General features: G+C 67.1%; 24 protein-coding genes. 1 reads left to right on the forward strand and 23 read right to left on the reverse strand.

The window, feature by feature from the left end:
* Positions 1 to 47: 47 nt before the first annotated feature.
* The 12 genes from metK to pyrR all read right to left on the reverse strand — a co-directional run bounded on the left by metK (position 48) and on the right by pyrR (position 12,897).
* Positions 48 to 1,283 (reverse strand): methionine adenosyltransferase, encoded by a 1,236-nt coding sequence (metK, locus tag ACRB8A_RS10080; protein ID WP_050684672.1) that lies wholly within the window; start codon positions 1,281 to 1,283, stop codon positions 48 to 50.
* A 77-nt stretch (positions 1,284 to 1,360) separates the two neighbouring features.
* Positions 1,361 to 2,599 carry a bifunctional phosphopantothenoylcysteine decarboxylase/phosphopantothenate--cysteine ligase CoaBC gene (coaBC, locus tag ACRB8A_RS10085; RefSeq protein ID WP_285240332.1) on the reverse strand — a complete coding sequence of 413 codons (1,239 nt, stop codon included), beginning with the start codon at positions 2,597 to 2,599 and terminating at the stop codon, positions 1,361 to 1,363.
* Positions 2,600 to 2,638: 39 nt separating this feature from the next.
* Positions 2,639 to 2,899, reverse strand: a complete 261-nt coding sequence (gene rpoZ / locus ACRB8A_RS10090; RefSeq protein WP_003800778.1) for a DNA-directed RNA polymerase subunit omega — start codon at positions 2,897 to 2,899, stop codon at positions 2,639 to 2,641.
* Between the two features lie 35 nt (positions 2,900 to 2,934).
* Positions 2,935 to 3,507: a guanylate kinase gene (gene gmk, locus ACRB8A_RS10095; RefSeq protein ID WP_050684670.1), complete on the reverse strand. Its 573-nt coding sequence runs from the start codon at positions 3,505 to 3,507 to the stop codon at positions 2,935 to 2,937.
* Positions 3,508 to 3,551: 44 nt separating this feature from the next.
* Positions 3,552 to 3,869 (reverse strand): integration host factor, actinobacterial type, encoded by a 318-nt coding sequence (gene mihF / locus ACRB8A_RS10100; protein ID WP_050684669.1) that lies wholly within the window; start codon positions 3,867 to 3,869, stop codon positions 3,552 to 3,554.
* A 112-nt stretch (positions 3,870 to 3,981) separates the two neighbouring features.
* Positions 3,982 to 4,836 (reverse strand): orotidine-5'-phosphate decarboxylase, encoded by an 855-nt coding sequence (gene pyrF / locus ACRB8A_RS10105; protein WP_285240333.1) that lies wholly within the window; start codon positions 4,834 to 4,836, stop codon positions 3,982 to 3,984.
* Positions 4,829 to 8,143, reverse strand: a complete 3,315-nt coding sequence (gene carB / locus ACRB8A_RS10110; RefSeq protein ID WP_285240334.1) for a carbamoyl-phosphate synthase large subunit — start codon at positions 8,141 to 8,143, stop codon at positions 4,829 to 4,831. The genes pyrF and carB overlap by 8 nt, the downstream gene beginning before the upstream one ends.
* Entirely contained in the window at positions 8,143 to 9,372 is a 1,230-nt protein-coding gene (carA, locus tag ACRB8A_RS10115) for a glutamine-hydrolyzing carbamoyl-phosphate synthase small subunit (protein WP_157370950.1), read from the reverse strand. The genes carB and carA overlap by 1 nt, the downstream gene beginning before the upstream one ends.
* 54 nt (positions 9,373 to 9,426) lie before the next feature.
* Positions 9,427 to 9,945 carry a hypothetical protein gene (locus ACRB8A_RS10120; RefSeq protein ID WP_050684665.1) on the reverse strand — a complete coding sequence of 173 codons (519 nt, stop codon included), beginning with the start codon at positions 9,943 to 9,945 and terminating at the stop codon, positions 9,427 to 9,429.
* A complete protein-coding gene (locus ACRB8A_RS10125) occupies positions 9,945 to 11,282 on the reverse strand; it encodes a dihydroorotase (RefSeq protein WP_432244617.1) in 1,338 nt (445 codons plus the stop codon). Before ACRB8A_RS10125 ends, ACRB8A_RS10120 begins: the two co-directional genes overlap by 1 nt.
* Positions 11,282 to 12,313: an aspartate carbamoyltransferase catalytic subunit gene (locus ACRB8A_RS10130; RefSeq protein WP_432244618.1), complete on the reverse strand. Its 1,032-nt coding sequence runs from the start codon at positions 12,311 to 12,313 to the stop codon at positions 11,282 to 11,284. Before ACRB8A_RS10130 ends, ACRB8A_RS10125 begins: the two co-directional genes overlap by 1 nt.
* Positions 12,310 to 12,897, reverse strand: a complete 588-nt coding sequence (gene pyrR / locus ACRB8A_RS10135) for a bifunctional pyr operon transcriptional regulator/uracil phosphoribosyltransferase PyrR (RefSeq protein ID WP_432244619.1) — start codon at positions 12,895 to 12,897, stop codon at positions 12,310 to 12,312. The genes ACRB8A_RS10130 and pyrR overlap by 4 nt, the downstream gene beginning before the upstream one ends.
* Positions 12,898 to 13,073: 176 nt before the next feature.
* Here pyrR and ACRB8A_RS10140 point away from each other — a divergent pair, with 176 nt between their 5' ends.
* Positions 13,074 to 14,339, forward strand: a complete 1,266-nt coding sequence (locus ACRB8A_RS10140; RefSeq protein ID WP_050684661.1) for a PrsW family intramembrane metalloprotease — start codon at positions 13,074 to 13,076, stop codon at positions 14,337 to 14,339.
* 64 nt (positions 14,340 to 14,403) lie between these two features.
* Here the strand turns inward: ACRB8A_RS10140 and nusB are convergent, their stop codons facing one another.
* The 11 genes from nusB to ACRB8A_RS10195 all read right to left on the reverse strand — a co-directional run bounded on the left by nusB (position 14,404) and on the right by ACRB8A_RS10195 (position 24,976).
* On the reverse strand, positions 14,404 to 14,814 hold the full coding sequence (gene nusB, locus ACRB8A_RS10145) for a transcription antitermination factor NusB (RefSeq protein ID WP_050684660.1): 411 nt from the start codon (positions 14,812 to 14,814) through the stop codon (positions 14,404 to 14,406).
* Positions 14,814 to 15,377 carry an elongation factor P gene (gene efp, locus ACRB8A_RS10150; protein ID WP_050684659.1) on the reverse strand — a complete coding sequence of 188 codons (564 nt, stop codon included), beginning with the start codon at positions 15,375 to 15,377 and terminating at the stop codon, positions 14,814 to 14,816. Before efp ends, nusB begins: the two co-directional genes overlap by 1 nt.
* 151 nt (positions 15,378 to 15,528) lie before the next feature.
* The gene (locus ACRB8A_RS10155) at positions 15,529 to 16,047 is read right to left on the reverse strand and encodes a tetratricopeptide repeat protein (protein WP_432244620.1); all 519 of its coding nucleotides are present in this window, start codon (positions 16,045 to 16,047) and stop codon (positions 15,529 to 15,531) included.
* Entirely contained in the window at positions 16,047 to 17,138 is a 1,092-nt protein-coding gene (gene aroB, locus ACRB8A_RS10160; protein ID WP_056598182.1) for a 3-dehydroquinate synthase, read from the reverse strand. Before aroB ends, ACRB8A_RS10155 begins: the two co-directional genes overlap by 1 nt.
* The gene (locus tag ACRB8A_RS10165) at positions 17,135 to 17,704 is read right to left on the reverse strand and encodes a shikimate kinase (RefSeq protein WP_050684656.1); all 570 of its coding nucleotides are present in this window, start codon (positions 17,702 to 17,704) and stop codon (positions 17,135 to 17,137) included. Before ACRB8A_RS10165 ends, aroB begins: the two co-directional genes overlap by 4 nt.
* The gene (gene aroC / locus ACRB8A_RS10170) at positions 17,704 to 18,903 is read right to left on the reverse strand and encodes a chorismate synthase (RefSeq protein WP_050684715.1); all 1,200 of its coding nucleotides are present in this window, start codon (positions 18,901 to 18,903) and stop codon (positions 17,704 to 17,706) included. Before aroC ends, ACRB8A_RS10165 begins: the two co-directional genes overlap by 1 nt.
* A 23-nt stretch (positions 18,904 to 18,926) precedes the next feature.
* Positions 18,927 to 19,787 carry a shikimate dehydrogenase gene (locus tag ACRB8A_RS10175; RefSeq protein ID WP_432244621.1) on the reverse strand — a complete coding sequence of 287 codons (861 nt, stop codon included), beginning with the start codon at positions 19,785 to 19,787 and terminating at the stop codon, positions 18,927 to 18,929.
* On the reverse strand, positions 19,784 to 21,340 hold the full coding sequence (gene mltG / locus ACRB8A_RS10180; protein WP_432244622.1) for an endolytic transglycosylase MltG: 1,557 nt from the start codon (positions 21,338 to 21,340) through the stop codon (positions 19,784 to 19,786). Before mltG ends, ACRB8A_RS10175 begins: the two co-directional genes overlap by 4 nt.
* Positions 21,337 to 21,936, reverse strand: a complete 600-nt coding sequence (gene ruvX, locus ACRB8A_RS10185) for a Holliday junction resolvase RuvX (protein WP_050684653.1) — start codon at positions 21,934 to 21,936, stop codon at positions 21,337 to 21,339. Before ruvX ends, mltG begins: the two co-directional genes overlap by 4 nt.
* A 7-nt stretch (positions 21,937 to 21,943) precedes the next feature.
* A complete protein-coding gene (gene alaS, locus ACRB8A_RS10190) occupies positions 21,944 to 24,622 on the reverse strand; it encodes an alanine--tRNA ligase (RefSeq protein ID WP_432244623.1) in 2,679 nt (892 codons plus the stop codon).
* Between the two features lie 123 nt (positions 24,623 to 24,745).
* Positions 24,746 to 24,976, reverse strand: a complete 231-nt coding sequence (locus ACRB8A_RS10195; protein ID WP_235504685.1) for a DUF6167 family protein — start codon at positions 24,974 to 24,976, stop codon at positions 24,746 to 24,748.
* Between the last annotated feature and the right edge of the window lie 5 nt (positions 24,977 to 24,981).

Raw genomic sequence — 24,981 nt, forward strand, 5'->3', positions numbered from 1 at the left:
AATCACCAGGCACCGACAATCGGCCGGGAGCCCGGCGGCTGCGGACCCTAGGCGTTGAAGTAGGCCTTGAGGTCGTCCACGCGGTCGAGGCGTTCCCAGGTGAAGTCCGGATCGTCGCGGCCGAAGTGGCCGTGCGCTGCGGTCTTGGCGTAGATGGGCCGCTTCAGGTCCAGGGCGTCGATGATGGCCCGGGGCCGCAGGTCGAAGATCTCGGCTATCGCGGCGCTGATCCGGGCAGGATCGACAGTCTCGGTGCCGAAGGTTTCCACGTAGGTGCCAACGGGCCGGGCCTGGCCGATGGCGTAGGCGATCTGGATTTCCGCGCGCTTTGCCAGGCCGGCGGCCACCACGTTTTTAGCCACCCAGCGCATGGCGTACGCGGCGGACCGGTCCACCTTGGACGGGTCCTTGCCCGAGAACGCGCCGCCGCCGTGGCGGGCCATGCCGCCGTATGTGTCAACGATGATCTTCCGGCCGGTCAGGCCGGCGTCGCCCACCGGGCCGCCGATGACGAACTCGCCTGCCGGGTTAAGGATGTTCGCGGCGCGGGAGATGTCCAGGTTGGCGCCGGCCAGGACGGGTTCGATCACGATCGAGGCAAGGTCCGCGCGCAGCTGCGCGAGGCTGGTGCCTTCGGCGTGCTGGCTGGAGATGACCACCGTTTCGACGGACACGGGCACATCGCCGTCGTATCCCACGGTGACCTGGGTCTTGCCGTCCGGGCGCAGGTAGGCCAGTTCGCCGGACTTGCGCACCTGGGTGAGCCGTTCGGAGAGGCGGTGGGCCAACCAAATGGGGGTGGGCATAAAGGAGGGGGTCTCGTCGCTGGCGTAGCCAAACATCAGGCCCTGGTCGCCGGCGCCCTGAAGGTCGTAGTCATCCTCCTGGCGGCCTTCCCGGGCTTCCAGGGAGTTGAAGACGCCGCCGGCGATGTCGTTGGACTGCTGGCCGATGGAGACGGACACTCCGCACCGGGCACCGTCGAACCCGTTCGCTGAAGAGTCATAGCCGATGCCGAGGATGGTCTCCCGGACGATTTGGGGAATCTCGACGTATGCGTCGGTGGTGACCTCGCCTGCCACGTGGACCAGGCCGGTGGTGGCCATGGTTTCCACGGCAACCCTGGATTCAGGGTCCTTGGACAGCAATGCGTCCAGGATGGCGTCACTGATCTGGTCACAGATCTTGTCCGGGTGGCCTTCCGTCACGGACTCTGAGGTGAAGAGCCGGAGGGCGGCGGGCGTAGCCCGGGAGGTCTGGGGAAGGTGCAGCGGTAAAGTCACTCAACTACCTTACTGGTTGGAGGCGGCGCGCCCGCCGGGACATGACCCCGCGCTAAGCGGGGGTGGCCCGGATCACGTCAGGCGCGGTGCGGTACGTGGTTCAGTTCACAGCCGATCCTGCGGATGACTGCCGCCGCAACCTCGGTCTTGGTTCCGGCGGCCTCCTGTGGTTCGGAGCCGGAGCGGGACAGGATGACCACGGCGTTGGTGTCCTGGCCAAAAACCTTGTCCGCGCCCACGTGGTTGACCACCAGAAGGTCGCAGCCTTTGCGTCGCAGTTTGGCCTGGGCGTAAGCCAGCACACCGCCCTGTTCATCCCCGGTTTCGGCGGCGAAACCGACAATAAGCTGGTGTTCGCGCTCCGGGCCCTGGTTCCGGAGCTCCACCAGCTCCTGGAGGATGTCCGGATTGCGGACCAAGCTGATGACGGGGTCGGCGGTGTCGTCCCGCTTTTTGATTTTGGTGCCGGAGATTTCCGCCGGCCGGAAGTCGGCCACGGCGGCGGACATGATCACGACGTCGGAATCGGCTGCGGCGGCAAGGGCGGCTTCGCGAAGCTGCAGGGCAGTCTCCACGGACACCGTTTCGACGCCGGGGGGCGCAGGGACTTCCATGTGGGCGGCGAGCAGCCGGACTGTGGCGCCGGCGTTCCGGGCGGCCACGGCGAGGGCCACGCCCTGCTTGCCGGAGGACCGGTTGCCCAGGAACCGGACCGGATCCAGGGGTTCCCGGGTGCCGCCGGCGCTGATGGTGACGGTGCGGCCGGCCAGCGGCAGCGCGATGTCGGTGTCGCCGTGCATCAGGGCCATCGCGGCGGCGAAGATGTCTTCGGGCTCGGGCAGGCGGCCGGGTCCGGAGTCGGAGCCTGTCAGCCTGCCGCTGGCGGGTTCCAGGACCGCCACTCCCCTGCTGCGCAGGGTTTCCACGTTGGCGCGGGTTGCGGCGTGCTGCCACATCTCGGTGTGCATGGCGGGGGCGAAGAGCACGGGCCCGGAGGCCATCAGCAGCGTGTTGGTGAGCAGGTCACCGGCCTGGCCGGCTGCCGCTTTGGAGAGAAGGTCCGCGGTGGCCGGGGCCACCACAACGAGGTCCGCCTCGTGGCCCAACCGGACGTGGTTGACCTGGTGGACGTCGTCGAACACGCTGTTGCTCACCGGGTTGCCGGAGAGGGCTTCCCAAGTGGCAGTGCCGACAAACCGGGTGGACGCCTCGGTGGGGATCACCGTGACGTGATGGCCGGCTTCAGTAAAAAGCCGGAGGAGCGATGCCACCTTGTAGGCGGCAATCCCTCCCCCGACTCCGAGGACTATGCGCACGTGACCTCCGTCAACAGCAAGTCAGGCTCGGCTGCAGGACTACTCTGCGGCTTCGATCGGTGTGGACACCAGTTTGCCTTCGTTGATCTCGCGGAGCGCGATCGAGAGGGACTTTTCGTTCAACTTGGTGTCGACCAGCGGGCCAACGTACTCGAAGAGGCCCTCGTGCAGCTGGGCGTAGTAAGCGTTGATCTGGCGAGCACGCTTGGCACCGAAGATCACCAGGCCGTACTTGGAATCGGCTGCCTCAAGCAGCGAATCGATCGGCGGGTTGATGATGCCTTCAAGGTTCGTGGACACGAATTCTCCAAATTACTAGCGGGCTGACGAAGCGGTCAGTGTGGATGCGGGGTCAGCCCCATGAGTGAAACAAGCTCGTCCGCTGCCCGGCGGACGTCATCATTGATGACTGTGTGGTCGAACTCCGGTTCAGCAGCAAGTTCCACTTTACCGGTTTCCAGCCGTCGCTGCTGCTCCTCGGCGGATTCCGTGCCGCGGCCCACAAGCCGGCGGACCAGTTCTTCCCAGCTGGGCGGGGCCAGGAAGACGAACTGCGCCTCCGGGAGGGCCTCCTTGACCTGGCGCGCGCCCTGCAGGTCGATCTCCAGGAGGACCGACTTGCCGTCGGCGATGGCCTGGTTCACCGTGCTCTTCAGCGTGCCGTACGTGTTCTGCCCGTGCACCACCGCCCACTCAAGGAATTCACCCTCTGCAATGAGCCGTTCGAACTCGTCCTTGGATTTGAAGAAGTAGTGCACCCCGTCAACCTCGCCCGGGCGGGGCGCCCTGGTGGTGGCGGACACTGACAGCCACACTTCGGGGTAGTTGTCGCGGATGTAGGTGGACACGGTGCCTTTGCCAACAGCCGTCGGACCAGCGAGGACTGTCAGTCCAGGTAACTTGTGCACGTATTCCTTTTGCCGGGGGTGGGGATGCGGCCGGATGCGGCCCGCTAACTCTCGTCTATAAAATCTACCAGCGCCTGGCGCTGGTGCACGCCGAGGCCCCGGACCCGCCGGGACGCGGCAATGCCGAGCTGCTCCATGATGGCGGCGGCACGGACCTTTCCGATGCCGGGCAGCGATTCGAGCAGTTCGGACACGCGCATCCTGGCCAGGGCGTCGTCCTCCCCCGCCGAACTGATGATGTCCGCCGCGGAGCGCTTGCCGTTCTTCAGGCTCTCCTTGGCGTCCGCCCGGGTAGCCCTGGCGGCTGCCGCCTTGTGAAGTGCGTCAGCGCGTTCCGCAGCAGATAAAGGTCGCAGGACCATAAGAGGACACCCCCGGATTCGGCGGATGGTCCAGGGCGGCCGCCCTTGAACCTGTCCTGAAACTACTCTTCAGGACTGCGTGAATCAATGGATCGGCCTAAACGGCGCCCTATTACCCGCACAGCCCGTCCAGGGTCCGGGCCGCAGCTGCCCGGAGCCGTACCGGATCGGGGCCGGCGGACAGGATGTCGCGGCTGGATGTGCCCAGCACCTGCGGATACGCCGCGCCGAACGTGGCGCGCAGATCCGCGGGGGTGGCCCCCTGTGCTCCCAGTCCCGGAGCCAGGATGGGGCCGCGGACGGCCGCCAGATCAAGGTCCAGGCTTGCCAGAGCGGAGCCCACGGTAGCGCCGACCACCAGGCCCACCGAGCCCAGGTCCCCGGCGTAGCGGGTGTTCTCCGCTGCCGCCGCTTCGACGATCCGCCGGGCCACGGAGTCCGCACCGCCAACGTGCTGGACGGAAGCGCCTTCCGGGTTGGACGTCAGTGCCAGGACAAATACGCCCCGGCCCGTTTCCGCGGCCAGGTCCAGCGCCGGGCGCAGCGACTCAAAGCCCAGGTAGGGGCTGAGGGTCACGGAGTCCGCGGCGAGCGGCGAACCGTCCCGCAGCCAGGCGTCCGCGTAGGCGGCCATGGTGGAGCCGATGTCGCCGCGTTTGGCGTCCGCGATGGTCAGCACGCCGGTCCCGGTGGCAGCTGCGAGCAGTTCCTCGAGCACCGCCATGCCGGCCGAGCCGTGGCGTTCGTATAGGGCCACCTGCGGCTTGATCGCGGCAGCGAGGGAACCTACGGCGTCCAGGACGGTGCGGGAAAACGTCCGCAGCCCTTCGGCGTCGTCGTTCAACCCCCACGCGGACAGCAGGCCCGGGTGCGGGTCAATGCCCACGCACAGCGGGCCGCGGCTGGCCATGGCCGCGCCGAGCCGGGAACCGAAAGGCTCCCGGCCGGCGGATTCCTGCTCAGGCATTCCGGCGGGCCGCTTCCTGCGAGGCGGCCAGCGCGGCAGCGTGTTCCTGCAGGCTGGTGACAGACCATTCGTAGGTGCGCATGGCCTCGATGGCCTGGACCGCCGCGTTGAACTCAGCCACCGTGGTGATGCAGGGAATCCCGATCGAGGTTGCCGCTGCGCGCAGTTCGTAGCCGTCGCTTCGGGCTTCGCCGCCGGAGGGGGTGTTGAAGACCATGTCGATCTCCCCTGCGATGACCAGGTCCGCGATGGTGCCTTCCCCGTCGGCGCTGGATCCCTCGGCCACCTTGCGGACCGGGGTGGCCTGGATGCCGTTGCGGCGCAGGACGTCGGCGGTACCGCCGGTGGAGACGATCTCGAAGCCCAGATCGGAGAGCCGCTTGACGCCCATAATCACGGAGCGCTTGTCCCGGTTGGCCACGGAGACAAAGATCTTGCCTTCAGTGGGCAGGGCGTTGTTGGCTGCGGCCTGGCTCTTGGCGAAGGCGGTGTCGAAGTGCTTGTCGATGCCCATGACCTCACCGGTGGACCGCATTTCGGGGCCGAGCAGGGAGTCAACCACTTTGCCCTCCACGGTGCGGAAGCGGCTGAACGGCAGCACGGCCTCCTTGACGGACACGGGGGCGTCCAGCGGGAGCGTGGAACCGTCGCCGGTTTCCGGCAGCATCTTGTAATCGCTGCGGAGCTGGCCAATCGTGACGCCGGTGCCGATCAGGGCAGCGGCCTTGGCCATCTGCACGCCCGTGGCCTTGGACACAAACGGTACGGTGCGGGACGCCCGCGGGTTGGCTTCGAGGACGTAAAGGACGTCGGAGGCCAGCGCGAACTGGATGTTGATCAGGCCCCGGACGCCGACGCCTTCAGCGATGGCGCGGGTTGCCGTGCGGACCCGTTCGAGCACGTTGGTGCCCAGGGTGATGGGCGGCAGGACACAGGCGGAGTCGCCGGAGTGGATGCCGGCTTCCTCGATGTGCTCCATGATGCCGCCCAGGTACATGTCGGTGCCGTCGAAGAGGGCGTCGACGTCGATTTCGACGGCGTCCTCAAGGAACCGGTCGATCAGGACCGGGTGGTCCGGGGTGATTTCCGTGGCGTTGGCGATGTAGCGGGACAGATTGGGCTCGTCGTAGACGATTTCCATGCCGCGGCCGCCCAGCACGTAGGACGGGCGGACCAGGACGGGGTAGCCGATTTCGTCGGCGATCTTCTTGGCGTCCTCGAAGGACACGGCGGTGCCGTTCTTCGGGGCGATCAGGCCGGCCTGGTCCAGGACCCGGGAGAACATGCCGCGGTGCTCGGCGAGGTCGATCGCTTCCGGTGAGGTGCCCAGGATGGGCACGCCGGCGTCGGCGAGCTGCTGCGCCAGCTTCAGCGGCGTCTGGCCGCCCAGCTGGACGAAGACACCCATCACTCCGCCGGTGCGCTCTTCAGCGGCAATGACTTCGAGGACGTCCTCGAGGGTGAGCGGCTCGAAGTACAGCCGGGTGGAGACGTCGTAGTCGGTGGACACCGTTTCCGGGTTGCAGTTGACCATGACCGTTTCGTAGCCGGCCTTGCGCAGCGCCATGGAGGCGTGGACGCAGGAGTAGTCGAATTCGATGCCCTGGCCGATCCGGTTGGGCCCGGAGCCCAGGATCAGGATCGACGGCTTGGCGTGCATCGCCACCTCGTCCTCTTCGTCGTAGGACGAGTAGTGGTACGGGGTGTAGGCGGCGAATTCGGCGGCGCAGGTGTCCACCGTTTTGTAGACCGGGCGGATCCCCAGGGCCTGGCGGACACCGCGGACCACAGCTTCGGAGTTGTGTGTCAGCGCGCCGATCTGCTCGTCGGAGAAGCCGTGGCGTTTGGCCCGCTCCAGCATTTCCTTGGTCAGGGCGGAGGCCTGGCGGATTTCGTGCGAGATCTCGTTGAGCAGCTGCAGCTGGTCCAGGTACCAGGGGTCGATCTTGGTGGCCTCGAACAGCTGTTCCACGGTGGCGCCGCCCAGGAGGGCGCGCTGGACCTGGTGCAGGCGGTCAGTGGTGGGGCGCTTGGACTTCTCGATCAGCTCAGCGACTTCCCATTCCGGGACGCTGCTGAAGTCCAGCTGCGAGCCCTTCTGCTCCAGGGAGCGCAGCGCCTTCTGCAGGGCCTCGGTGAAGTTGCGGCCCATCGCCATGGCCTCGCCCACGGACTTCATGGTGGTGGTGAGGGTGTTGTCGGCGGCGGGGAACTTCTCGAACGCGAACCGGGGAACCTTGACCACCACGTAATCCAGCGTCGGCTCGAAGGACGCCGGGGTCTTCTGCGTGATGTCGTTGGGGATCTCGTCCAGGGTGTAGCCCAGGGACAGTTTCGTGGCGATCTTGGCGATCGCGAAGCCTGTGGCCTTGGAGGCCAGGGCGGAGGACCGGGAGACGCGCGGGTTCATCTCGATCACAACAACGCGTCCCGTGTCAGGCTCCACGGCGAACTGGATGTTGCAGCCGCCGGTGTCAACGCCGACTTCGCGGATGACGGCGATGGAAATGTCACGCAGCCGCTGGTACTCGCGGTCGGTGAGGGTCAGCGCCGGGGCCACGGTGATGGAGTCGCCGGTGTGGACGCCTACGGGGTCGAAGTTCTCGATGGAGCAGACCACCACAACGTTGTCGTTTTTGTCGCGCATCATCTCAAGCTCGTACTCCTTCCAGCCCAGGATGCTCTCTTCAAGGAGCACCTCGGATGTAGGGCTGTACTGCAGGCCCTGGCCGACGATGCGGCGCAGGTCGCTTTCGTCGTACGCGAGGCCGGAGCCCAGGCCGCCCATGGTGAAGGAGGGACGGACCACCATGGGGTACCCCAGGTCCTCGGCGGCCTTAAGGGCCTCGTCGATGGTGTGGATGATGTGGCTGCGGGCCGATTCGGCGCCGCAGCGCTCCACCACGCCCTTGAACTTTTCGCGGTCCTCGCCGAGTTCGATCGCGGCGATGTTGGCGCCGATCAGCTCCACGTTGTACTTCTCCAGCACACCGTTCTTGTCCAGGGCGATGGCCGTGTTCAGGGCCGTCTGCCCGCCGAGGGTGGGGAGGACAGCGTCAGGCCGTTCCTTGGCGATGATCTTCTCCACCACCTCGGGGGTGATGGGTTCGATGTAGGTGGCGTCGGCGAACTCGGGGTCCGTCATGATGGTGGCCGGGTTCGAGTTCACCAGGATGACCCGCAGGCCCTCCTCCTTGAGGACACGCAGTGCCTGGGTGCCGGAGTAGTCGAATTCGGCGGCCTGGCCGATGACGATCGGGCCGGAACCGATGACCAGGACGCTTTTGAGGTCAGTTCTCTTGGGCATTACTTGGTGTCCTCAGTGTTGTCGTTGGTGTTCTGGGCGCCGTTTTTGGTGCTTTCCATCAGGTCGATGAACCTGTCGAAGAGGTAGGCGGCGTCGTGCGGGCCGGCTGCGGCTTCGGGGTGGTACTGGACCGAAAACGCGGGGATGTCGAGGCAGGCGAGGCCTTCGACGACGTCGTCGTTGAGGCTGACGTGGCTGACCTCAACGCGGCCGAAGCGCTCCTCGGGGGCCAACGTGGCGCCGTCGAGCGGAGCGTCCACGGCGAAACCGTGGTTCTGCGAGGTGATTTCCACCTTGCCGGTGCGGCGGTCCATGACGGGCTGGTTGATGCCCCGGTGGCCGTAGCGCAGCTTGTAGGTGCCGAATCCGAGGGCGCGGCCCAGGATCTGGTTGCCGAAGCAGATGCCGAAGTACGGCAGCTTCTCGTCCAGGACGGAGCGGAGGAGGTTGACCTGGGCGTCGGCGGTGGCGGGGTCGCCTGGCCCGTTGGACATAAAGAAACCGTCCGGGTTGACGGCCTGGACGTCTGCCAGGGTGGCGGTGGCGGGCAGGACGTGGACCCGGACACCGCGTTCGGCGAAGCGGACGGGCGTCATGGTCTTGATGCCGAGGTCGATCGCGGCGATGCTGAAGCGGGCGTCGCCGTCCCAGCCGTGGTCAGCGGGCTCCACGACGTAGGCTTCGTCAACGCTGACTTCCTCCGCGAGCCGGGACCCTTCCATCGGTGAGCTCGCCAGGACGGCGGAGACCAGTTCCTTATCCGTGGCGTTGGCCGCGTCGCCCGAGAAGATCCCGGCGCGCATGGTTTTGTTTTCCCGCAGGTGGCGGGTGATGGCGCGGGTGTCGACGCCCTGGATGCCTACAACGCCCTGTTCGATGAGTTCCTCGTCCAGGGAACGCTCGGAACGCCAGTTTGAGGGGCGGCGGGCGGCGTCGCGGACCACGTAGCCGGCCACCCAGATCCGCCGGGACTCGGCGTCGTCCTTGTTCACACCGGTGTTGCCGATATGCGGGGCGGTCTGCACCACCAGCTGGCGGGCGTAGGAAGGATCCGTGATGGTTTCCTGGTAGCCCGTCATGCCGGTGGCGAACACTGCCTCGCCCAGGGCCGTTCCGGTGGCGCCGTAGCTGCGGCCGCGGAAGATGCGGCCGTCCTCGAGGACCAGTGCTGCCGGGGCGGACGGGGTGCCGTGGTTGGCGGCACTTCGGGGTGTGGCGGTTGCTGTCACTGTTTTCGCTTTCACTGCTGGGTCTGTGGCGTTGCGGGTTTCGGTCACTGGGTCCTACTTTCCACTGGTGGTGCCAGCCGCGGGGGCTGGGGAGATCAGGTCCGTAAGGGCGGCGTGCAGGACGTCCTTGTCGGCGGCCCGGCGGGTCCGGAAACCGGTGTCCAGTTCCCGGCTGCCAAGCAGCCAGGTGAGCACCAGCAGGCCGTCCTTTTCGACGAACTTGCCTGCCATGCCGCTGTCCTGCCGGACCCCGGTGAGGGACGCGGCCGGGATGTAGAGGGCGGGAGCGCCGGTCCGCTCGAAGAGCACCCCGTGCGGGTGGACGGCGAGGGTGGCGTTGGTGCGGATGCCGAGGCTCTGCACGGCGATCCGGTCCAGCCAGTCGCCGCCGGTGGTGGTGGCAACGTACTGGCCCTCGGCGGAGGTGATGGGCTCGCCAGGTGCGGCGGGCACGGCGGGGAGCTGTTCGACGTCGGACTGGCGCTTGAGCCGGTTCCGCCAGCCCACCCAGATCAGGACAAACACAACGGCGATGACCGCGAGCATCAGGAGTCCGGGGAGGATTCTGTCCATCAGGCGGCCCCTTCCGTGGTTCCGGCGCCGCGGTAGGGGGTGTTCAGGGCGCCGTTGAGGACTGTGGGGTGGCCCTTGAAGAACGTGGCCACCACCTTGCCGGGAAGCTCCAGGCCCTTGAACGGCGAGTTGCGGCCCATGGTGGCCATGGCCGAGGGGTCCACGGTCCAGCGCGCGGCGGGATCCACGAGCACCACGTTGGCTGGCTCACCGGCTTCCAGCGGCCGGCCCTGGTCTGTTACCCGGCCGATCACGGCGGGCACGGTGGAGGTGACCCGGGCGAAGTCCGCCCAGGTGAAGAGCCCGGTTTCGATCATGGTTTCCTGCACCACCGACAAGGCTGTTTCGAGGCCCGTCATGCCCATGGCCGCCTGCGCCCATTCGCATTCCTTGTGCTCGCTGGGGTGCGGTGCGTGGTCCGTGCCGATCACGTCGATGGTGCCGTCGGCCAGCGCCGCGCGGAGGGCCTGGACGTCGGCGTCGGTGCGCAGCGGCGGGTTGACCTTGAAGACGGGGTCGTAGCTGCGGACCAGGTCGTCGGTGAGCAGGAGGTGGTGGGGGGTGACTTCGGCGGTGACGTTGATGCCGCGTTCCTTGGCCCAGCGGATGATTTCCACCGATCCGGCGGTGGAGACGTGGCAAACGTGCAGGCGGGAACCGACGTGCTGGGCGAGCAGGACATCGCGGGCGATGATGCTTTCCTCGGCGACGGCGGGCCAGCCGGCAAGCCCCAGGACGGAGGAGACCTCCCCCTCGTTCATCTGGGCGCCCTCGGTGAGGCGCGGTTCCTGCGCGTGCTGGGCCACCACGCCGTCGAAGGCCTTGACGTATTCCAGCGCCCGGCGCATCAGCACGGGGTCGTGGACGCAGATGCCGTCGTCGGAGAAGACCCGGACGCCGGCGCGGGAGTCCGCCATGGCGCCGAGTTCCGCGAGCTGCTTGCCGGCCAGGCCCACCGTGACGGCGCCTACGGGGCGGACGTCCACCCAGCCGGCGGCCTTGCCGAGGCTGTGGACCTGTTCCACAACGCCGGCGGTGTCGGCGACGGGGTTGGAGTTGGCCATGGCGTGCACGGCCGTGTAACCGCCCAGGGCGGCCGCGCGGGTGCCGGTTTCCACGGTTTCGGCGTCTTCACGGCCGGGTTCGCGGAGGTGCGTGTGGATGTCCACCATGCCGGGCAGCGCCACCAGGCCGGCTGCCTCGATGACGGTGGCGTCCCCGGCTGCCAGGCCGGTGCCGGTTTCGGCGATGACGCCGTCGCGGATCAGCAGGTCTGCAGGGGCGCCGCCCAGCACGGAGGCGCCGCGGATCAGGTAGGTTCCGGTGTTCGCTGCCATCAGATGCTCTCCTTGGTGGAAGGGGCGGCGCCGGCGAAGTGGCCCGCTCCCGGGGTGGCGGCTGGTTCGCGGGTGTCCCCGGAAAGCAGCAGGTACAGTGCGGCCATCCGGACGGACACGCCGTTGCGGACCTGGGCCAGGACGGTGGAACGCGGCGAGTCGGCGGCCGCGGAACTGATTTCGAGGCCGCGGTTCATGGGCCCGGGGTGCATGATGATGGTGTCCTTCATGCCCAGGGTTTCCAGGGACCGCAGCCGGTTGTCATCAAATCCCCAGCGGCGGGAGTATTCGCGGGTGCTGGGGAAGAACGAGGCGTTCATGCGTTCGCCCTGGACCCGGAGCATCATGACGGCGTCGACACCCTGCTCGAGGGTGCGGTCCATGTCGTAGCTGACCTTGCACGGCCACTGTTCGACGCCGATGGGCAGCAGGGTGGGCGGGGCCACCAGGGTGACGTCGGCGCCCAGGGTGCGCAGGAGCCACACGTTGGAGCGGGCCACCCGGGAGTGCAGGACGTCGCCGGCGATGGCCACCCGCATGCCGGACAGGTCGGCGCCCTGGGAACCGGTGCCTGCCAGCCGCGACCAGTGGCGGCGCATGGTGAAGGCATCCAGCAGGGCCTGGGTGGGGTGTTCGTGGGTGCCGTCGCCGGCGTTGATGACGGCGGCGTCGATCCAGTCGGTGGAAGCGAGGCGGTGCGGCGCGCCGGAGGCCCAGTGCCGGATGACCACGGCGTCCGCACCCATGGCGGCCAGCGTCTGCGCGGTGTCCTTCAGCGATTCGCCCTTGGAGACCGAGGATCCCTTGGCTGCGAAGTTGATGACGTCGGCGGAGAGGCGCTTGGCGGCGGCTTCGAAGGAGATGCGGGTCCTGGTGGAGTCCTCGAAGAAGAGGTTCACTACGGTGCGGCCGCGCAGGGCGGGCAGCTTTTTGACTTCGCGGTCCCCCACGGCGGCCATTTCCTCGGCGGTGTCCAGGATGCGGATGGCGTCGCCGCGGCTGAGGTCCTGGGTGGAGAGCAGGTGCCTCATGCGCCGCCCTCGATCACTACTTCGTTGACGGGGTCGCCGCCGGGCGCGGTGTCGGTCTCTTCGAGCCGGACCCGGACTTTCTCGGACGACGACGTGGGAAGGTTTTTGCCCACGTGGTCTGCGCGGATGGGCAGTTCGCGGTGGCCGCGGTCGATCAGCACGGCCAGCCGGACGATCCGGGGGCGGCCAAGGTCGATCAGGGCGTCCAGGGCGGCGCGGATGGTCCGCCCCGAATACAGGACGTCGTCGATCAGCACCACCACTTTGTTGTCGATGCCGGTGCGGGGAAGCCTTGTGGGGTACACGGGACGGGTGCCCTGGTGGGAGAGGTCGTCGCGGAACATGGTGACGTCCAGCTGGCCCACGATCGTGGCGGCGTCAACGCTGGGGTCCGCGGCGGCGATTTTTTCGGCCAGCCGCACTGCCAGCGGGTAGCCGCGGCGTGGAATGCCAAGCAGGACCAGGTCCTTCGAGCCTTTGTTGGCTTCGAGGATCTCATGGGCGATACGAGTGAGTGCCCGGTCAATGTCCGCCGGGCTGAGGACAACCCTGGCTGGAACCGGCGCGCTGGTGACAGATGTCAACGCTCGTCTCCCCTTTCCCCGCCTCACTGGACGGAATTAAAAAAGGATCATGTGCGTTTCAAAATTACCATACGGGCGGCCGGTGATCCGGCCTGTGACGGGCGGCGCTGGTCACATCCGCGGGTGCCGGGCCGGGCTCCTTGGAGCCATGGCCGGGCCCGCCTAGGCTGGCCGTTATGTCGATGCCCCCGCACCAGCCATCCGGTGACCCTTCCGCCGGCCCCGGCCGGCCGTTTCCCGCCCAGGCCAATCCCAGCTGGATGGGCCAGGTCCGGCAGCAGGACTACCGCCCCGCGCCCGGCCACCAGGGCAGGGCGCTGGCCCCCGTGATGCCCGGCCCGGCGCAGGACTCCCTGCAGCGCTCACCGGGGAGGCGTGGCGGGTTGCTTGGGCTGACCATCGGCGGCAGTGTCCTGGCGTTCCTGAGCCTGTTCCTTGTGGTGCCGTTCCTGTTCGCCAATACCGGGCCCGGCGGGCTGGTGATCGGCTTCGTGGCCTCGTTGGTTCCGTTGTCCATTGTGCTGCTGGCTGTCCAGGCGATCGACAAATGGGAACCGGAGCCCAAGCGGCTGTTGTTTTTCGCCTTCACCTGGGGCGCGGCAGTGTCCATCGCCGTGACCCTGCTGATCCAGCCGCTGTTTGTGGTGACGTTCCAGTTCTCCGACGAGCCGGACCTGCGGACCTACCTGGCCACGGTCCAGGCGCCCATTGTGGAGGAGTTCGCCAAATCGCTGGGTCTGCTGGTCATCCTGCTGCTGGCGCGCCGCCATTTTGACGGACCGGTGGACGGGGTGGTGTTTGCCTTCACCATCGCGGGTGGCTTCGCTTTTACGGAAAACATCCTGTATTTCGGCCGGGCCATCGCGGAATCCACGGACCCCGCGGGCGACTTTGCCCAGGTGTTTTTCCTCCGGGGCATCATGTCGCCTTTTGCGCATGCCTTATTCACCGGCACCACCGGCCTGGTCATGGGCTTCGCAGCCCGGCGCTGGCATGCCGGCGCCTCGGTGGCCGCGTTTTTTGTGGGGCTGCTCCCGGCCATGCTCCTGCACAACCGCTGGAACAGCATGGGCCAGGGCTTCCTGCTTGATTACGCGCTGGTCCAGGTGCCCATCTTCCTGCTCGCCGTGGCCGGCATCATCCTGCTGCGCGTTGCCGAGAAGCGGCTGACCCGGCAGCGGCTGCTGGAGTATTCGGCTGCCGGCTGGTTCACTGCCCAGGAGGTGCAGTTGCTGGCCACCCTGGCCGGCCGCCGGGCGGCCCTGGCATGGGCGGCAGGCTACGGCCGGAAACGGCAGATGAAGGACTTCATCAGAGCCGCCACCCGGTTGGCCAACATCCGCCAGCGCATCCTCAGCGGCAGGGACGTCCCGCTGCACCAGGCGGAGGAGCGGCAGCAGCTGCAACGGGTCCTGGCGCTCCGGGCCTCCGTGGCGGGCTGAGCCGGATGCACAAAAGGCCCCGCTCAGAGGAGCGGGGCCTTCCGTAACCAGTAGATGGCCCGGGTTAGGCCAGCAGTGAGGGTTTCAACTGCTGCAGCCGGCCCAGGAGGCCGTTGATGAACTGCGGCGACTCGTCAGTGGACAGCGTCTTGGCCAGCGCTACTGCTTCGCTGACCGCAACACCGTCGGGGACGTCGTCGTTGTAGAGCAGTTCCCAGGTGCCGATCCGCAGGATGATGCGGTCAACCGAGGGCATCCGCTCCAGTGTCCAACCCTGGGAGTACGTTTCGAGGAACTCGTCGATGGTGGGCTGCTGGGAGACCACACCCTCAACGATTTCCAGGGTGTAAGGGTTGATGATCTGGTCAGTCTTTTCCCGACGGGCGCGGAGGACATCAAAGGCAGACACTGAGCGCTGCTCAGCCTCAAAAAGTACGTCCAGCGCCTTGGTCCGGGCTTTACCGCGTGCGCTCACTACTCGGAAACCCGGCCGAGGTAGCTGCCGTCACGGGTGTCCACCTTGACCTTGGTGTTGTTCTCCACGAAAAGCGGGACCTGGATCTCGTAGCCGGTTTCCAGGGTGGCCGGCTTGGTACCGGCGGACGAACGGTCGCCCTGCAGGCCCGGTTCGGTGTAGGTGATTTCGAGAACAACGCTGGGCGGCAGCTCGATGTAGAGCGGGTTGCCTTCGTGGATCGCGATGTTGACCATCTGGTTCTCAAGCATGAAGTTGGTGGCGTCGCCTACGGTGGCGGCGGACACGGTGATCTGGTCGTAGTCCGAGGTGTCCATAAACACGTAGTCCGCACCGTCCTGGTACAGGTACTGGTAGTCGCGGCGGTCAACGGTGGCGGTCTCGATCTTGAGCCCGGCGTTGAACGTCTTGTCGACAACCTTGCCGGACATCACGTTGCGCATCTTGGTGCGGACGAATGCGCCACCCTTGCCGGGCTTGACGTGCTGGAATTCAATGATGTTCCAGAGCTGGCCCTCAAGCTTCAGGACCGTACCGTTCTTGATGTCGTTAGTGGTTGCCACTGTTTCCTCAGGTTTCCGTATCGGGTTGCGTGCAGACGCTGTATGCCGGGCGGGCACGCCAAACGGCTTGCCGGCGCGTGTTTGTCAAAAATCCAAGAATCATTCTACCGGTAATTGGACCGGTCCTGCCGTCCGGTCCCGCGACCGGACCTCAGCAGGCCAGATCCAGGACGTCGCGGGCCCGTCGGAGCGCCACGGTGGAGGAGTAGATCAGGGCGGCATCAGCGGACGCGGCGACGCGGAGGTCAAGGGCCCGGGCGAAGGACTCGACGGCGGCTGAGGTCTGCCCGGCGGTGTATTGGGTTTTGCCCAGGAACTGCAGCGCCATGGCTTCCCGGGGGGTGCCCTGCACCTCCGCCAGGAGCTGCCGGAACAGGTCCACAGCCACATCCAGGCGGTTGGAGACCCGCAGCACCTCGGCTTCGAACGCCCGGAGCTTGAAGGACTCAGGGTCGCGGAAGCGGGCGTCAGCCAAAAGCTCGGCGGCCTCGGACGAGTGTCCTTCCACCAGCAGGACAAAAATGGCGTCCGCGGGATCCACCGACGCTTCCAGGGCCGCACGGCACGTCTCAGCGTTGATCACCTGCGGCAGCAGGGTTTCGGGGTTGATCCTGACGCCGGGGAAGCCGGCTTCGGGCCAGTCGGCCGTTCCTGCCAGGTCGCCCTGCATCAGGAAGCTATTTCCTGGTAGGCGGCGAACAGCAGGGACGTGTCCGGAACGTCCAGGATCCCTGGTTTGGCGACGCCGTCGAGCACGACAAACCGCAGCAGGTCACCGCGGGACTTCTTGTCCCGGCGCATGCCGTCCAGCAGGCCCTGCCAGCGGTCCCGCCGGTAGGTGACGGGCAGCCCCAGCCCTTCCAGGATGCTCCGGTGCCTGTCGGCGTCGACGTCGCTGAGCCGGCCCACGCTGCGGGCAAGTTCAGCGGCGAACATCATGCCGACGGAGACCGCGGCGCCGTGCCGCCAGGAGTAGCGTTCCACCAGTTCGATCGCGTGGCCCAAGGTGTGGCCGTAGTTCAGGTATTCCCGCAGGCCGGCTTCCTTGAGGTCCTCGGAGACCACCTTGGCCTTGACGGAGATGGCCCGTTCGATCAGTTCGCGGAGCACCGCAGACTGCGGGTCCACCACGGCGGCGGTGTCCTTTTCCAGCAGGTCCAGGATGGCGGGGTCGGCGATGAACCCGCACTTGATGACCTCGGCCAGGCCCGAGATGATTTCGTTTTTAGGCAGTGTGGCCAGCGTGTCCAGGTCGACCAGGACACCGGCGGGCGGGTGGAAGGAGCCCACCAGGTTTTTTCCTTCGGCCGTATTAATGCCCGTTTTGCCGCCCACGGACGCATCCACCATGCCCAGCAGGCTGGTGGGCATGTGGATAACCTTGACCCCGCGCAGCCAGGTGGCGGCCACGAAACCGGCCAGGTCGGTGACGGCTCCGCCGCCCACTGCCACAATCGCGTCGGAGCGGGTGAAGTCGTTCTGGCCCAGGACCTGCCAGCAGAACGCGGCCACCTGGATGTGCTTGCCTTCTTCCGCGTCGGGGATTTCGGCGGTCAGGGAAGTGAACCCGGCGGCCGCCAGCTCATCGCGGACGGTATCGCCGGTGAGGCGGAGCGCGCGCGGATGGATCACCAGTACCCGCCGGACCCGTTCACCGAGCAACGCCGGCAGTTCACCGAGCAGGCCGCGTCCCACCACCACGTCGTAGTTGCTGGCAGCGGCGTCGCCGGTGACTTTGATGACTGTTGATTCGGTGCTCACTTCTCAACTTCCTGTCGGGCAGCTGCGTAGCTCCGCAGTGCTGCTTCCAGCCGTCCGCCAAGCTCGGAAACCGAGCCGTGCCGCACGTCCAGGGTGATGTCAGCCAGCCGTTCATAGACGGGCTGGCGGGTGGCAAACATGGTGGTCCAGCGGCCCATGGCGTCGCCTGCCAGCAACGGCCGGCTGGAATTCCTGGCGATCCGGCCGGCGACGGTGGACGCGTCGCATTCGAGGTACACCACCGTGCAGTTGCCGATGACCTGCTGGGTGCCGGAGTCAAGGACCGCTCCCCCACCCAGGGAGATGACGGTGCCCGTCCCGGCGGCTGCATCCACTACACCGGCCACGGTGCGCGCCTCGATTTCACGGAAGGCGTGTTCGCCGCGGCAGGCGAAAATGTCCGCGATGCTGCCGTGGCCGGCCACAATAACGGCGTCCGTGTCCACAAACGGGGCACCGAGCTGCTGGGCAAGCTGGTGGCCGATGGCGGACTTGCCCACGGCCATGGGGCCGATCAGGACGATCGGCCGCTGGTCCGCAGGACCGGAGTGGCTGCGGTGCTGCACTAGTGGCCGATCGAGTCCAGGGCTGCCGGAATATTGTCCAGGTAACCCTTGATGTTCCGTGCGGTTTCCGCCACGGAGTCGCCACCGAACTTCTCGATGACTGCCTCTGCCAGGACCAGGGCCACCATGGCCTCGGCCACAACCCCGGCAGCGGGGACGGCACAGACGTCCGATCGCTGGTGGTGGGCCTTGGCGGCCTCGCCGGTGCTGACGTCGATGGTTTTCAGCGCCCGGGGCACCGTGGCGATGGGCTTCATCGCGGCGCGGACCCGCAGTACGTCGCCGATGCTCATGCCGCCTTCGATGCCGCCTGCGCGGTTGCTGGTGCGGCTGATCCGGCCGTCGGAGTCGCGGACAATCTCGTCGTGCGCGGCGGAACCGCGGCGGGCGGCGGTCAGGAAACCGTCACCCACTTCGACGCCCTTGATGGCCTGGATGCCCATCAGCGCCGCGGCGAGCCGGGAATCCAGCCGCCGGTCCCAGTGCACGTAGCTGCCAAGTCCCGGCGGGAGCCCGTAGGCGAGGACCTCGACAACGCCGCCGAGTGTTTCGCCTTCCTTGTGCGCCGCGTCCACTTCGGCCACCATGGCGTCGGAAGTTTCCCGGTCAAAGCACCGCAGCGGGTCCGCGTCCAGGGCGATGACGTCCCGGGGAACGGGCAGCGGCCGGCCTTCGGGCACGGTGACGCTGGCAATGGAAACGGTATGGCTGACCAGTTCGATGCCCAGGTGCTTGAGGAACGAACCGGCAACGGCACCCATGGCAACGCGGGTGGCGGTTTCGCGGGCGCTGGCCCGTTCCAGCACGGGGCGGGCCTCGTCGAAGCCGTACTTCTGCATGCCGGTGAAGTCGGCGTGTCCGGGCCGCGGCCGGGTCAGGGGCGCGTTCCGGGCCTGGTCGGCGAGGATTTCGGGCGCAACGGGGTCGGAGGCCATAATTTGTTCCCATTTGGGCCACTCGGTGTTGGCCACCTGGATGGCCACCGGGCCGCCCTGGGTGAGGCCGTGCCGGACGCCACCAAGAATGGTGACAACATCCTGCTCAAACTTCATTCGCGCGCCGCGCCCGTAGCCCAGGCGGCGGCGTGCCAAAGAGTCCGCGATGTGCCCGCTGGTGATTTCCACACCGGCGGGGACGCCTTCAATAATTCCCATCAGAGCCGGGCCATGGGATTCACCGGCAGTCAACCAACGCATAATTTCCATCCTGCCACGTAGGGCGGTTAGAACGCCCGTCGGGCAAGGCCGACTGCGTCACACATCACATCTATGACAGCTCCATTAACGTCCGCACCCCGGCCGGTGAACAGGCGGACCTGCTCCACCGCCTGGTACAGGAGCATCTCCAGCCCGGGCACCACGGCACCGCCGCCGGTCTCCCAAACGGATGCCAGGAGACTGGGCCATGGGTCGTAGGCCACATCCAGCAAGACGCCCGGGGTGGCGGTTTTCAGGGCAGCCACCTGCGCAGCCAGCCCGTCCGCGGCGCGGGGCGGCAGGGTGGAAATTACGACGTCGGCAGCCGCCAGGACGGAAGCGGCGCCGGCCATGTCCCGGATATCCAAGGCCACGCCCAGGCTGTCCGCGGCGGCGCGCACCTCAGCGGTCCGGGCGGGGTCGCGGACGATGACCGTCACGGTTGCTGCGCCAAGATCCCGCAGCGCAGCCACGGCGGCGGCGGCCGTACCGCCGCCGCCCAGCACCACGCCAGCCGGCGTGGTGCCGGCGCCGGCATACCGCAGCGCGTTGACGATTCCGGCCACATCGGTGTTGGACCCGACGGTCCGGAACCCGCCTGCATGGGCCTCGAAGGAGACGGTGTTCACCACGCCGAGGGTCTGCGCAACGCCCCGGACCTGGTCCACCTGCCGCAGCATGGCGGTTTTCAGCGGCATGGTGACGGAGAGCCCGCACCAGCCGGCCTGCCCGCTGACCTGGCGCATGAGCGCCGGCAGGAGTTCCTCGGTGACGTCGATGGCCGTGTACCCGATCTCCACGCCGAGCTTGGCGTACGCGGCAAGGTGCAGCGCCGGTGATTTCGAATGGCTGATCGGGTGGCCCAGGACGGCAGCCCTTAGGCTCATGTGCAACGTCCCGCGTTGGCCATGCACCAGGTGTTGTACTGCTCCACAAACACGTTGTGCTCAGCCAGCGTCCGGGAGAACTTGGTCTCCTTGGTATCGAGGTTGACGGTGACCCAGTACAGGTAGTCGTTCGCCTTCGGCTTGGCCGCCGCGTCGATGGCTGTTTTGCCCGGCGAACCGATGGGGCCCGGCGGAAGGCCGGGGTTGGCGTAGGTGTTGTACAGGTTGGACTTGTCCTTGCGCTCTTCATCGGTGAAGTTGAAGCTCTTGGTGCCCAGCCCGTACGTGACGGCGGAGTCGACCTGGAGGAAGCCGCCGGTCTGGTCGTTGGGCTTGAGCCTGTTGTAGATGGCACCGGCCACATCGCCGTACTCGGCCTGGCCGCCTTCAGCCTGGACGATGCTGGCCACCGTCACGGCTTCGTATTGCTTGGCGGGGTCGGTGATGCCCTGGGATTTCAGCTCGTCAACGGTGGTGCTGACAAGTTTCTGCAGGATCTCCTTGGCCGGGGTGCCCAGGGGGAACCGGTACTCGCCCGGTGCCAGGTATCCTTCGAGGTTTTTCGCCGTGGCCGGCAGCCCGAACTGGGCCGGCGCATTGTTGAAAGCCTGGAGTTGCTGGACGGTGACGCCGGAGCCGTCGGCGATTGCCTGCAGCGATTCGCCGACGCGCAGCCCGGCGCTCAGGGCGATGTAGATGACCTTCGCCTGGCTCTTTCCGAGCAGCACGTCCACGGCGTCTGTGTTCTTCATTTCAGCCTTGAAGGTGTAGTCACCAGGGGCAAGGACTCCCCCGGAGGCTGCGAAGGCCTGCAGGAAGGTGTCGGCGTTGGCCACTACGCGCTTGCTTTCAAGATCCGCAGCCACCGACCGGGTGCCTTCGCCGTTGTCCACTGTCACCTGCACCTCACCGCTTCCCGGGCCCGGGAAGTCGGCGGCCTGGTCGCTGCCCAGGAGGGGTTTGAGGAATTGGGCACCGACGGCCACGGCCGCAACAAAAACGGCGAGGGTGATCAACAGGGCGAGGAAGCGGCGCCGCCGCCGGATCTTCCGGGAGGGCTTCGCCACTACCTGGACCGCCGCCGAGCCGGGCAGCAATTCGTGGTGCTCGTCAGCGTGCTGGGCATCAGCAAGGTGGTGGGCATCGTGGTGGTCCCCGCTGTGTTGGCTGCCGGCACCGTGGTGCGCGCCGTCGTCGTATGTGCTGTCCGGGTGCGCATCTGCCTGCTGTTGGTGATGCACGGCGTACGCGGGTTCCCGGTCGGCGGGGTCCGCGTAGGCCGGGTCGGGCTGGCCGTACTGGTCCGAGTGGGCGGCGTCGTCATGGTGCGCGTCCTGGATGGAAGGCAGCGCGTCGGGAACGGCAGGGATGCCTGCCGTTGCGGGCGGCGCTGAGGGTTGCGGCGGAACGGCGGGGCCGGCGCCCTCTTGCAGCTCCGGGCCGGGGCCGTCGTTGAGGTGCTTCTCGCGTTCCCGGATTTCCTTGCGGGTCAGCGGCCGGGCCGCGCCGGCATCGTGGGCACCGGAAGCATCGTCACTGTTGGCAGGACTCACTGTTGCCTTCCATTATCTGAAGATCGGGCCGCGTTTCCCGGCGGAGCAGGGAATGGCTCCCCAGCCCCGCTGACCCCCAAGTCCACGGAAAGGGAAGGAGCGCTCACACGTGAGCCGACATCCGTTCCCCTGGCTTTTTGCATGTCTATGGCGTGCTGGAGTATGCCCGCAGCAGCGACCTGATCCACTACTTTACGGTGATCCCGGCTGCTCATGCCAGCTTCGCGCAGGCTCCGGTGCGCCGAAACGCTGCTGAGCCGCTCATCCACGAGCGTCACCGGCACGTCCAGCGACCGGTTCGACAGCTCAGTGGCGAGCAGCAGGGCATAGTCGGTGGCCATCCGTGCGGACGCGTGTTCCTCGCCCTTCATGGTGCGCGGCAGCCCCACAATGACCTGCACGGCGCCCAGTTCGGCCACCAGGTTGGCGATGACCCTGATGTCGGAGTTCTTTTTCGCGTTGCGGTCCAGCGTTTTGTACGGCGTAGCCAGGATGGAGTCACGGTCGCAGATGGCAATCCCCACCCGCACGGTACCAACGTCCACCCCCAGTTTCACGCCCTGGGGGTAGCCGCCGGATGTTGCAGGATTGTCCATGAAGCGGTTATCGCCGCGCGATCGAGTCGGTCACCGCGGCCAGGGCCTCGCCGACCTTGGCTGCGTCCGTGCCGCCGCCCTGGGCGACGTCGTCCTTGCCGCCACCGCCGCCGCCAAGGATCCCGGCGGCGAGCCGGACCAGGGCACCGGCCTTGACGCCGGCTTCCCGGGCAGCTTCGTTGGTGGCAACCAGGATGACCGGCCGCCCGTTGGCAACACCGGCGACGGCCACGGCGGCTGCCGCGGATCCGAGCCGGGTCCGCAGGTCCAGGGCCAGGCCCCGGAGGTCGTCCGCGCCGCTGACAGTGCCGGCGTCGTGGGCCACAACGCTGACGCCACCGGCGTCGCGGGCACTGCTGACGAGCTGGCCCGCCGCGGCTGCCAGTTGCTCCTTGCGGAGGCGGTCCAGTTCCTTCTCGGTTGCCTTGAGCTTCGCCAGTGTTGTGGCGATCCGGTCGGCCAGTTGGCCCGACGGGACCTTCAGCAGGTCGGTCAGCTCCGTCACCAGGGCGCGTTCCGCGGCGAGGTGCCGGAAGGCCTCCATGCCCACAAACGCCTCGACGCGGCGGTTTCCTGAGCCAACGGATTGCTCGCCCAGGAGCGACAGGCTGCCGATCAGCGAGGTGTTGGCAACGTGGGTGCCGCCGCAAAGCTCGCGGGACCAGGCGCCGTCGATCTCCACAACCCGTACTTCGCTGCCGTAGTTCTCGCCGAACAGTGCCATGGCGCCGAGCGCTTTGGCTTCGGCGAGGCCCATGACGTTGGTCCGGACCGCGTAGTTGTTGCGGATCGCCAGGTTGGAGACTTCTTCGATCTCGGACCTTGTGGCGGTGCTCAGGCCTTCGCCCCAGGCGAAGTCGAAGCGAAGGTAGCCGGCCTTGTTGAAGGAGCCTCGCTGGGTGGCTTCCGGGCCGAGGATCTGGTGCAGCGCGGCGTGCACGATGTGCGTGCCGGTGTGTGCCTGCTCGGCGGCGTGCCGGCGTTCACGGTCCACGGCTGCACGGACCAGCGAGTCCGAACCGATTTCGCCCTCGCGGACGATTGCCTTGTGGACGCTGAGGCCCTTCAGTGGGCGCTGGACGTCCAGGACCTCAACGACGAACCCGTCGCCGGTGATGAGGCCCGTGTCGGCTGACTGGCCGCCGGCCTCGGCGTAGAACGGCGTCTCGGCCAGGACCAGTTCGATCTCATCACCCGTGGAAGCCTGCTGGACCGGGCGCCCTGCGGCGAGCAGGCCGCGGACCCGGGATTCGCCGTCGAGCTCGGTGTAGCCGGTGAAGACCGTCTCGCCCTGGGTGAGGATCTCCTGGAAGGCGCTGAGGTCGGCGTGGCCGCCCTTTTTGCCCTTGGCGTCGGCCTGGGCGCGCTGGCGCTGTTCCAGCATCAGGGCACGGAAGGCGGGCTCGTCCACCTTGAGTCCGGCCTCTTCGGCCATTTCCAGGGTGAGGTCGATGGGGAAGCCATAGGTGTCGTGCAGGGCGAAGGCGTCCGCGCCGGAGAGCTGCGTGTTGGCGGCCTTGGATTCCTTGACGGCATCCTCCAGCCGGGCCGTTCCGGAGGCGATGGTGCGCAGGAAGGCCTTTTCTTCGGCGTAGGCGATCCGGCTGATCCGGGCGAAGTCGGTGTCCACCACGGGGTAGACACCCTTCATGGCGTCCCGGGAGGCCGGCAGCAGGCTGGGCAGGCAGGCCTCTTCAACGCCGAGGAGGCGCATGGACCTGACGGCGCGGCGGATGAGCCGGCGCAGGACGTAGCCGCGGCCTTCGTTGGAGGGGGTGACGCCGTCCGAAATCAGCATCAGGGCGGAGCGGACGTGGTCGCCAACAACGCGCATCCGGACATCGTCCGTGTGGTGGGGGTCATCCGGGGTTTCGGCGGAGGTGTATTCCCTGCCGGAGAGCTCAGCGGCCTTGTCGATCACGGGACGGACCTGGTCGGTCTCGTACATGTTTTCGACACCCTGAAGGATCATGGCCAGCCGCTCCATGCCCAGGCCGGTGTCGATGTTCTTCTTGGGCAGCTCACCGACGATGTCGAAGTCGTCCTTGGAGCGGACGTTGTCGATCTGGTACTGCATAAACACGAGGTTCCAGATTTCGATGTACCGGGTCTCGTCAGCGAGCGGGCCGCCCTCGATGCCGTAGGCAGGCCCACGGTCGTAGTAGATTTCGGAGCAGGGGCCGGCCGGGCCCGGCTGGCCGGTGTTCCAGTAGTTGTCGGCTTTGCCCATCTTCTGGATGCGCTCCGCCGGAACTCCGGTGTTCTTCAGCCACAGTTCCTTGGCTTCATCGTCTTCCTCATAAACCGTCACCCAGAGGCGCTCGGGCGGCAGGCCGTAGCCGCCGTCGGCCACGCTGGTGGTGAGCAGCTCCCAGGCGTACCTGATGGCGTCTTCCTTGAAGTAGTCGCCGAAGGAGAAGTTGCCGCACATCTGGAAGAAGGTGCCGTGCCGGGCGGTCTTGCCCACTTCCTCGATGTCGCCGGTGCGGATGCATTTCTGCACGCTGGTGGCGCGGGCGTAGGGGGCCTCTTCGCGGGCCGTCAGGTACGGGATGAACGGAACCATGCCGGCCACCGTGAACAGCAGCGAGGGATCGCTGGAAACCAGCGAGGCGGACGGCACCGCGGTGTGGCCCTTGCTGACAAAAAAGTCCACCCAGCGCTTCGTGATCTCCTGCGACTTCATGAGCTGTTTTATACCCTTCTTGGTCCGCGCGGCTGTTGGCGCGGAGGAAATTCGTTGTGCGGCAGGGACGTTTCGGGTGGTCGCTGCCGGTTCATTGCGGGTGGAAAGCGTGGGCGCCGCGGCTCAGCGGCGCGCCACCTCCGCCGATTCGATTCCGAGCGCGGTGCGGAGGTCGGTTTCCCGTTCGCGCATACCGGCGCGGACGGTGTCGGCAAAGTCGTAGACCCCGTCCGCCAGCCGTCCAACGGCCCGGTTGAGGCCCTCCGGGCCCAGCGTGGCCTGGGCTTCGGTTACTTTGCGGAACGCGATGACGCCGATGGCCACGCCGATTCCCATCCAGACAAGTCGTTTCATGTGAT

This window comes from Arthrobacter sp. G.S.26 (assembly GCF_050847375.1).
Lineage (GTDB): Bacteria > Actinomycetota > Actinomycetes > Actinomycetales > Micrococcaceae > Arthrobacter.

Excerpts from the sequence above, each read along its gene's own strand:
- mihF (WP_050684669.1), bottom strand. The coding sequence starts at position 3,869 with ATGGTCCTGCGACCTTTATCTGCTGCGGAACGCGCTGACGCACTTCAC.
- pyrF (WP_285240333.1), bottom strand. The coding sequence starts at position 4,836 with ATGCCTGAGCAGGAATCCGCCGGCCGGGAGCCTTTCGGTTCCCGGCTC.
- carB (WP_285240334.1), bottom strand. The coding sequence starts at position 8,143 with ATGCCCAAGAGAACTGACCTCAAAAGCGTCCTGGTCATCGGTTCCGGC.
- ACRB8A_RS10120 (WP_050684665.1), bottom strand. The coding sequence starts at position 9,945 with ATGGACAGAATCCTCCCCGGACTCCTGATGCTCGCGGTCATCGCCGTT.
- ACRB8A_RS10125 (WP_432244617.1), bottom strand. The coding sequence starts at position 11,282 with ATGGCAGCGAACACCGGAACCTACCTGATCCGCGGCGCCTCCGTGCTG.
- ACRB8A_RS10130 (WP_432244618.1), bottom strand. The coding sequence starts at position 12,313 with ATGAGGCACCTGCTCTCCACCCAGGACCTCAGCCGCGGCGACGCCATC.
- ACRB8A_RS10140 (WP_050684661.1), top strand. The coding sequence starts at position 13,074 with ATGTCGATGCCCCCGCACCAGCCATCCGGTGACCCTTCCGCCGGCCCC.
- ACRB8A_RS10155 (WP_432244620.1), bottom strand. The coding sequence starts at position 16,047 with ATGCAGGGCGACCTGGCAGGAACGGCCGACTGGCCCGAAGCCGGCTTC.
- ACRB8A_RS10175 (WP_432244621.1), bottom strand. The coding sequence starts at position 19,787 with ATGAGCCTAAGGGCTGCCGTCCTGGGCCACCCGATCAGCCATTCGAAA.
- ruvX (WP_050684653.1), bottom strand. The coding sequence starts at position 21,936 with ATGGACAATCCTGCAACATCCGGCGGCTACCCCCAGGGCGTGAAACTG.
- alaS (WP_432244623.1), bottom strand. The coding sequence starts at position 24,622 with ATGAAGTCGCAGGAGATCACGAAGCGCTGGGTGGACTTTTTTGTCAGC.
- ACRB8A_RS10195 (WP_235504685.1), bottom strand. The coding sequence starts at position 24,976 with ATGAAACGACTTGTCTGGATGGGAATCGGCGTGGCCATCGGCGTCATC.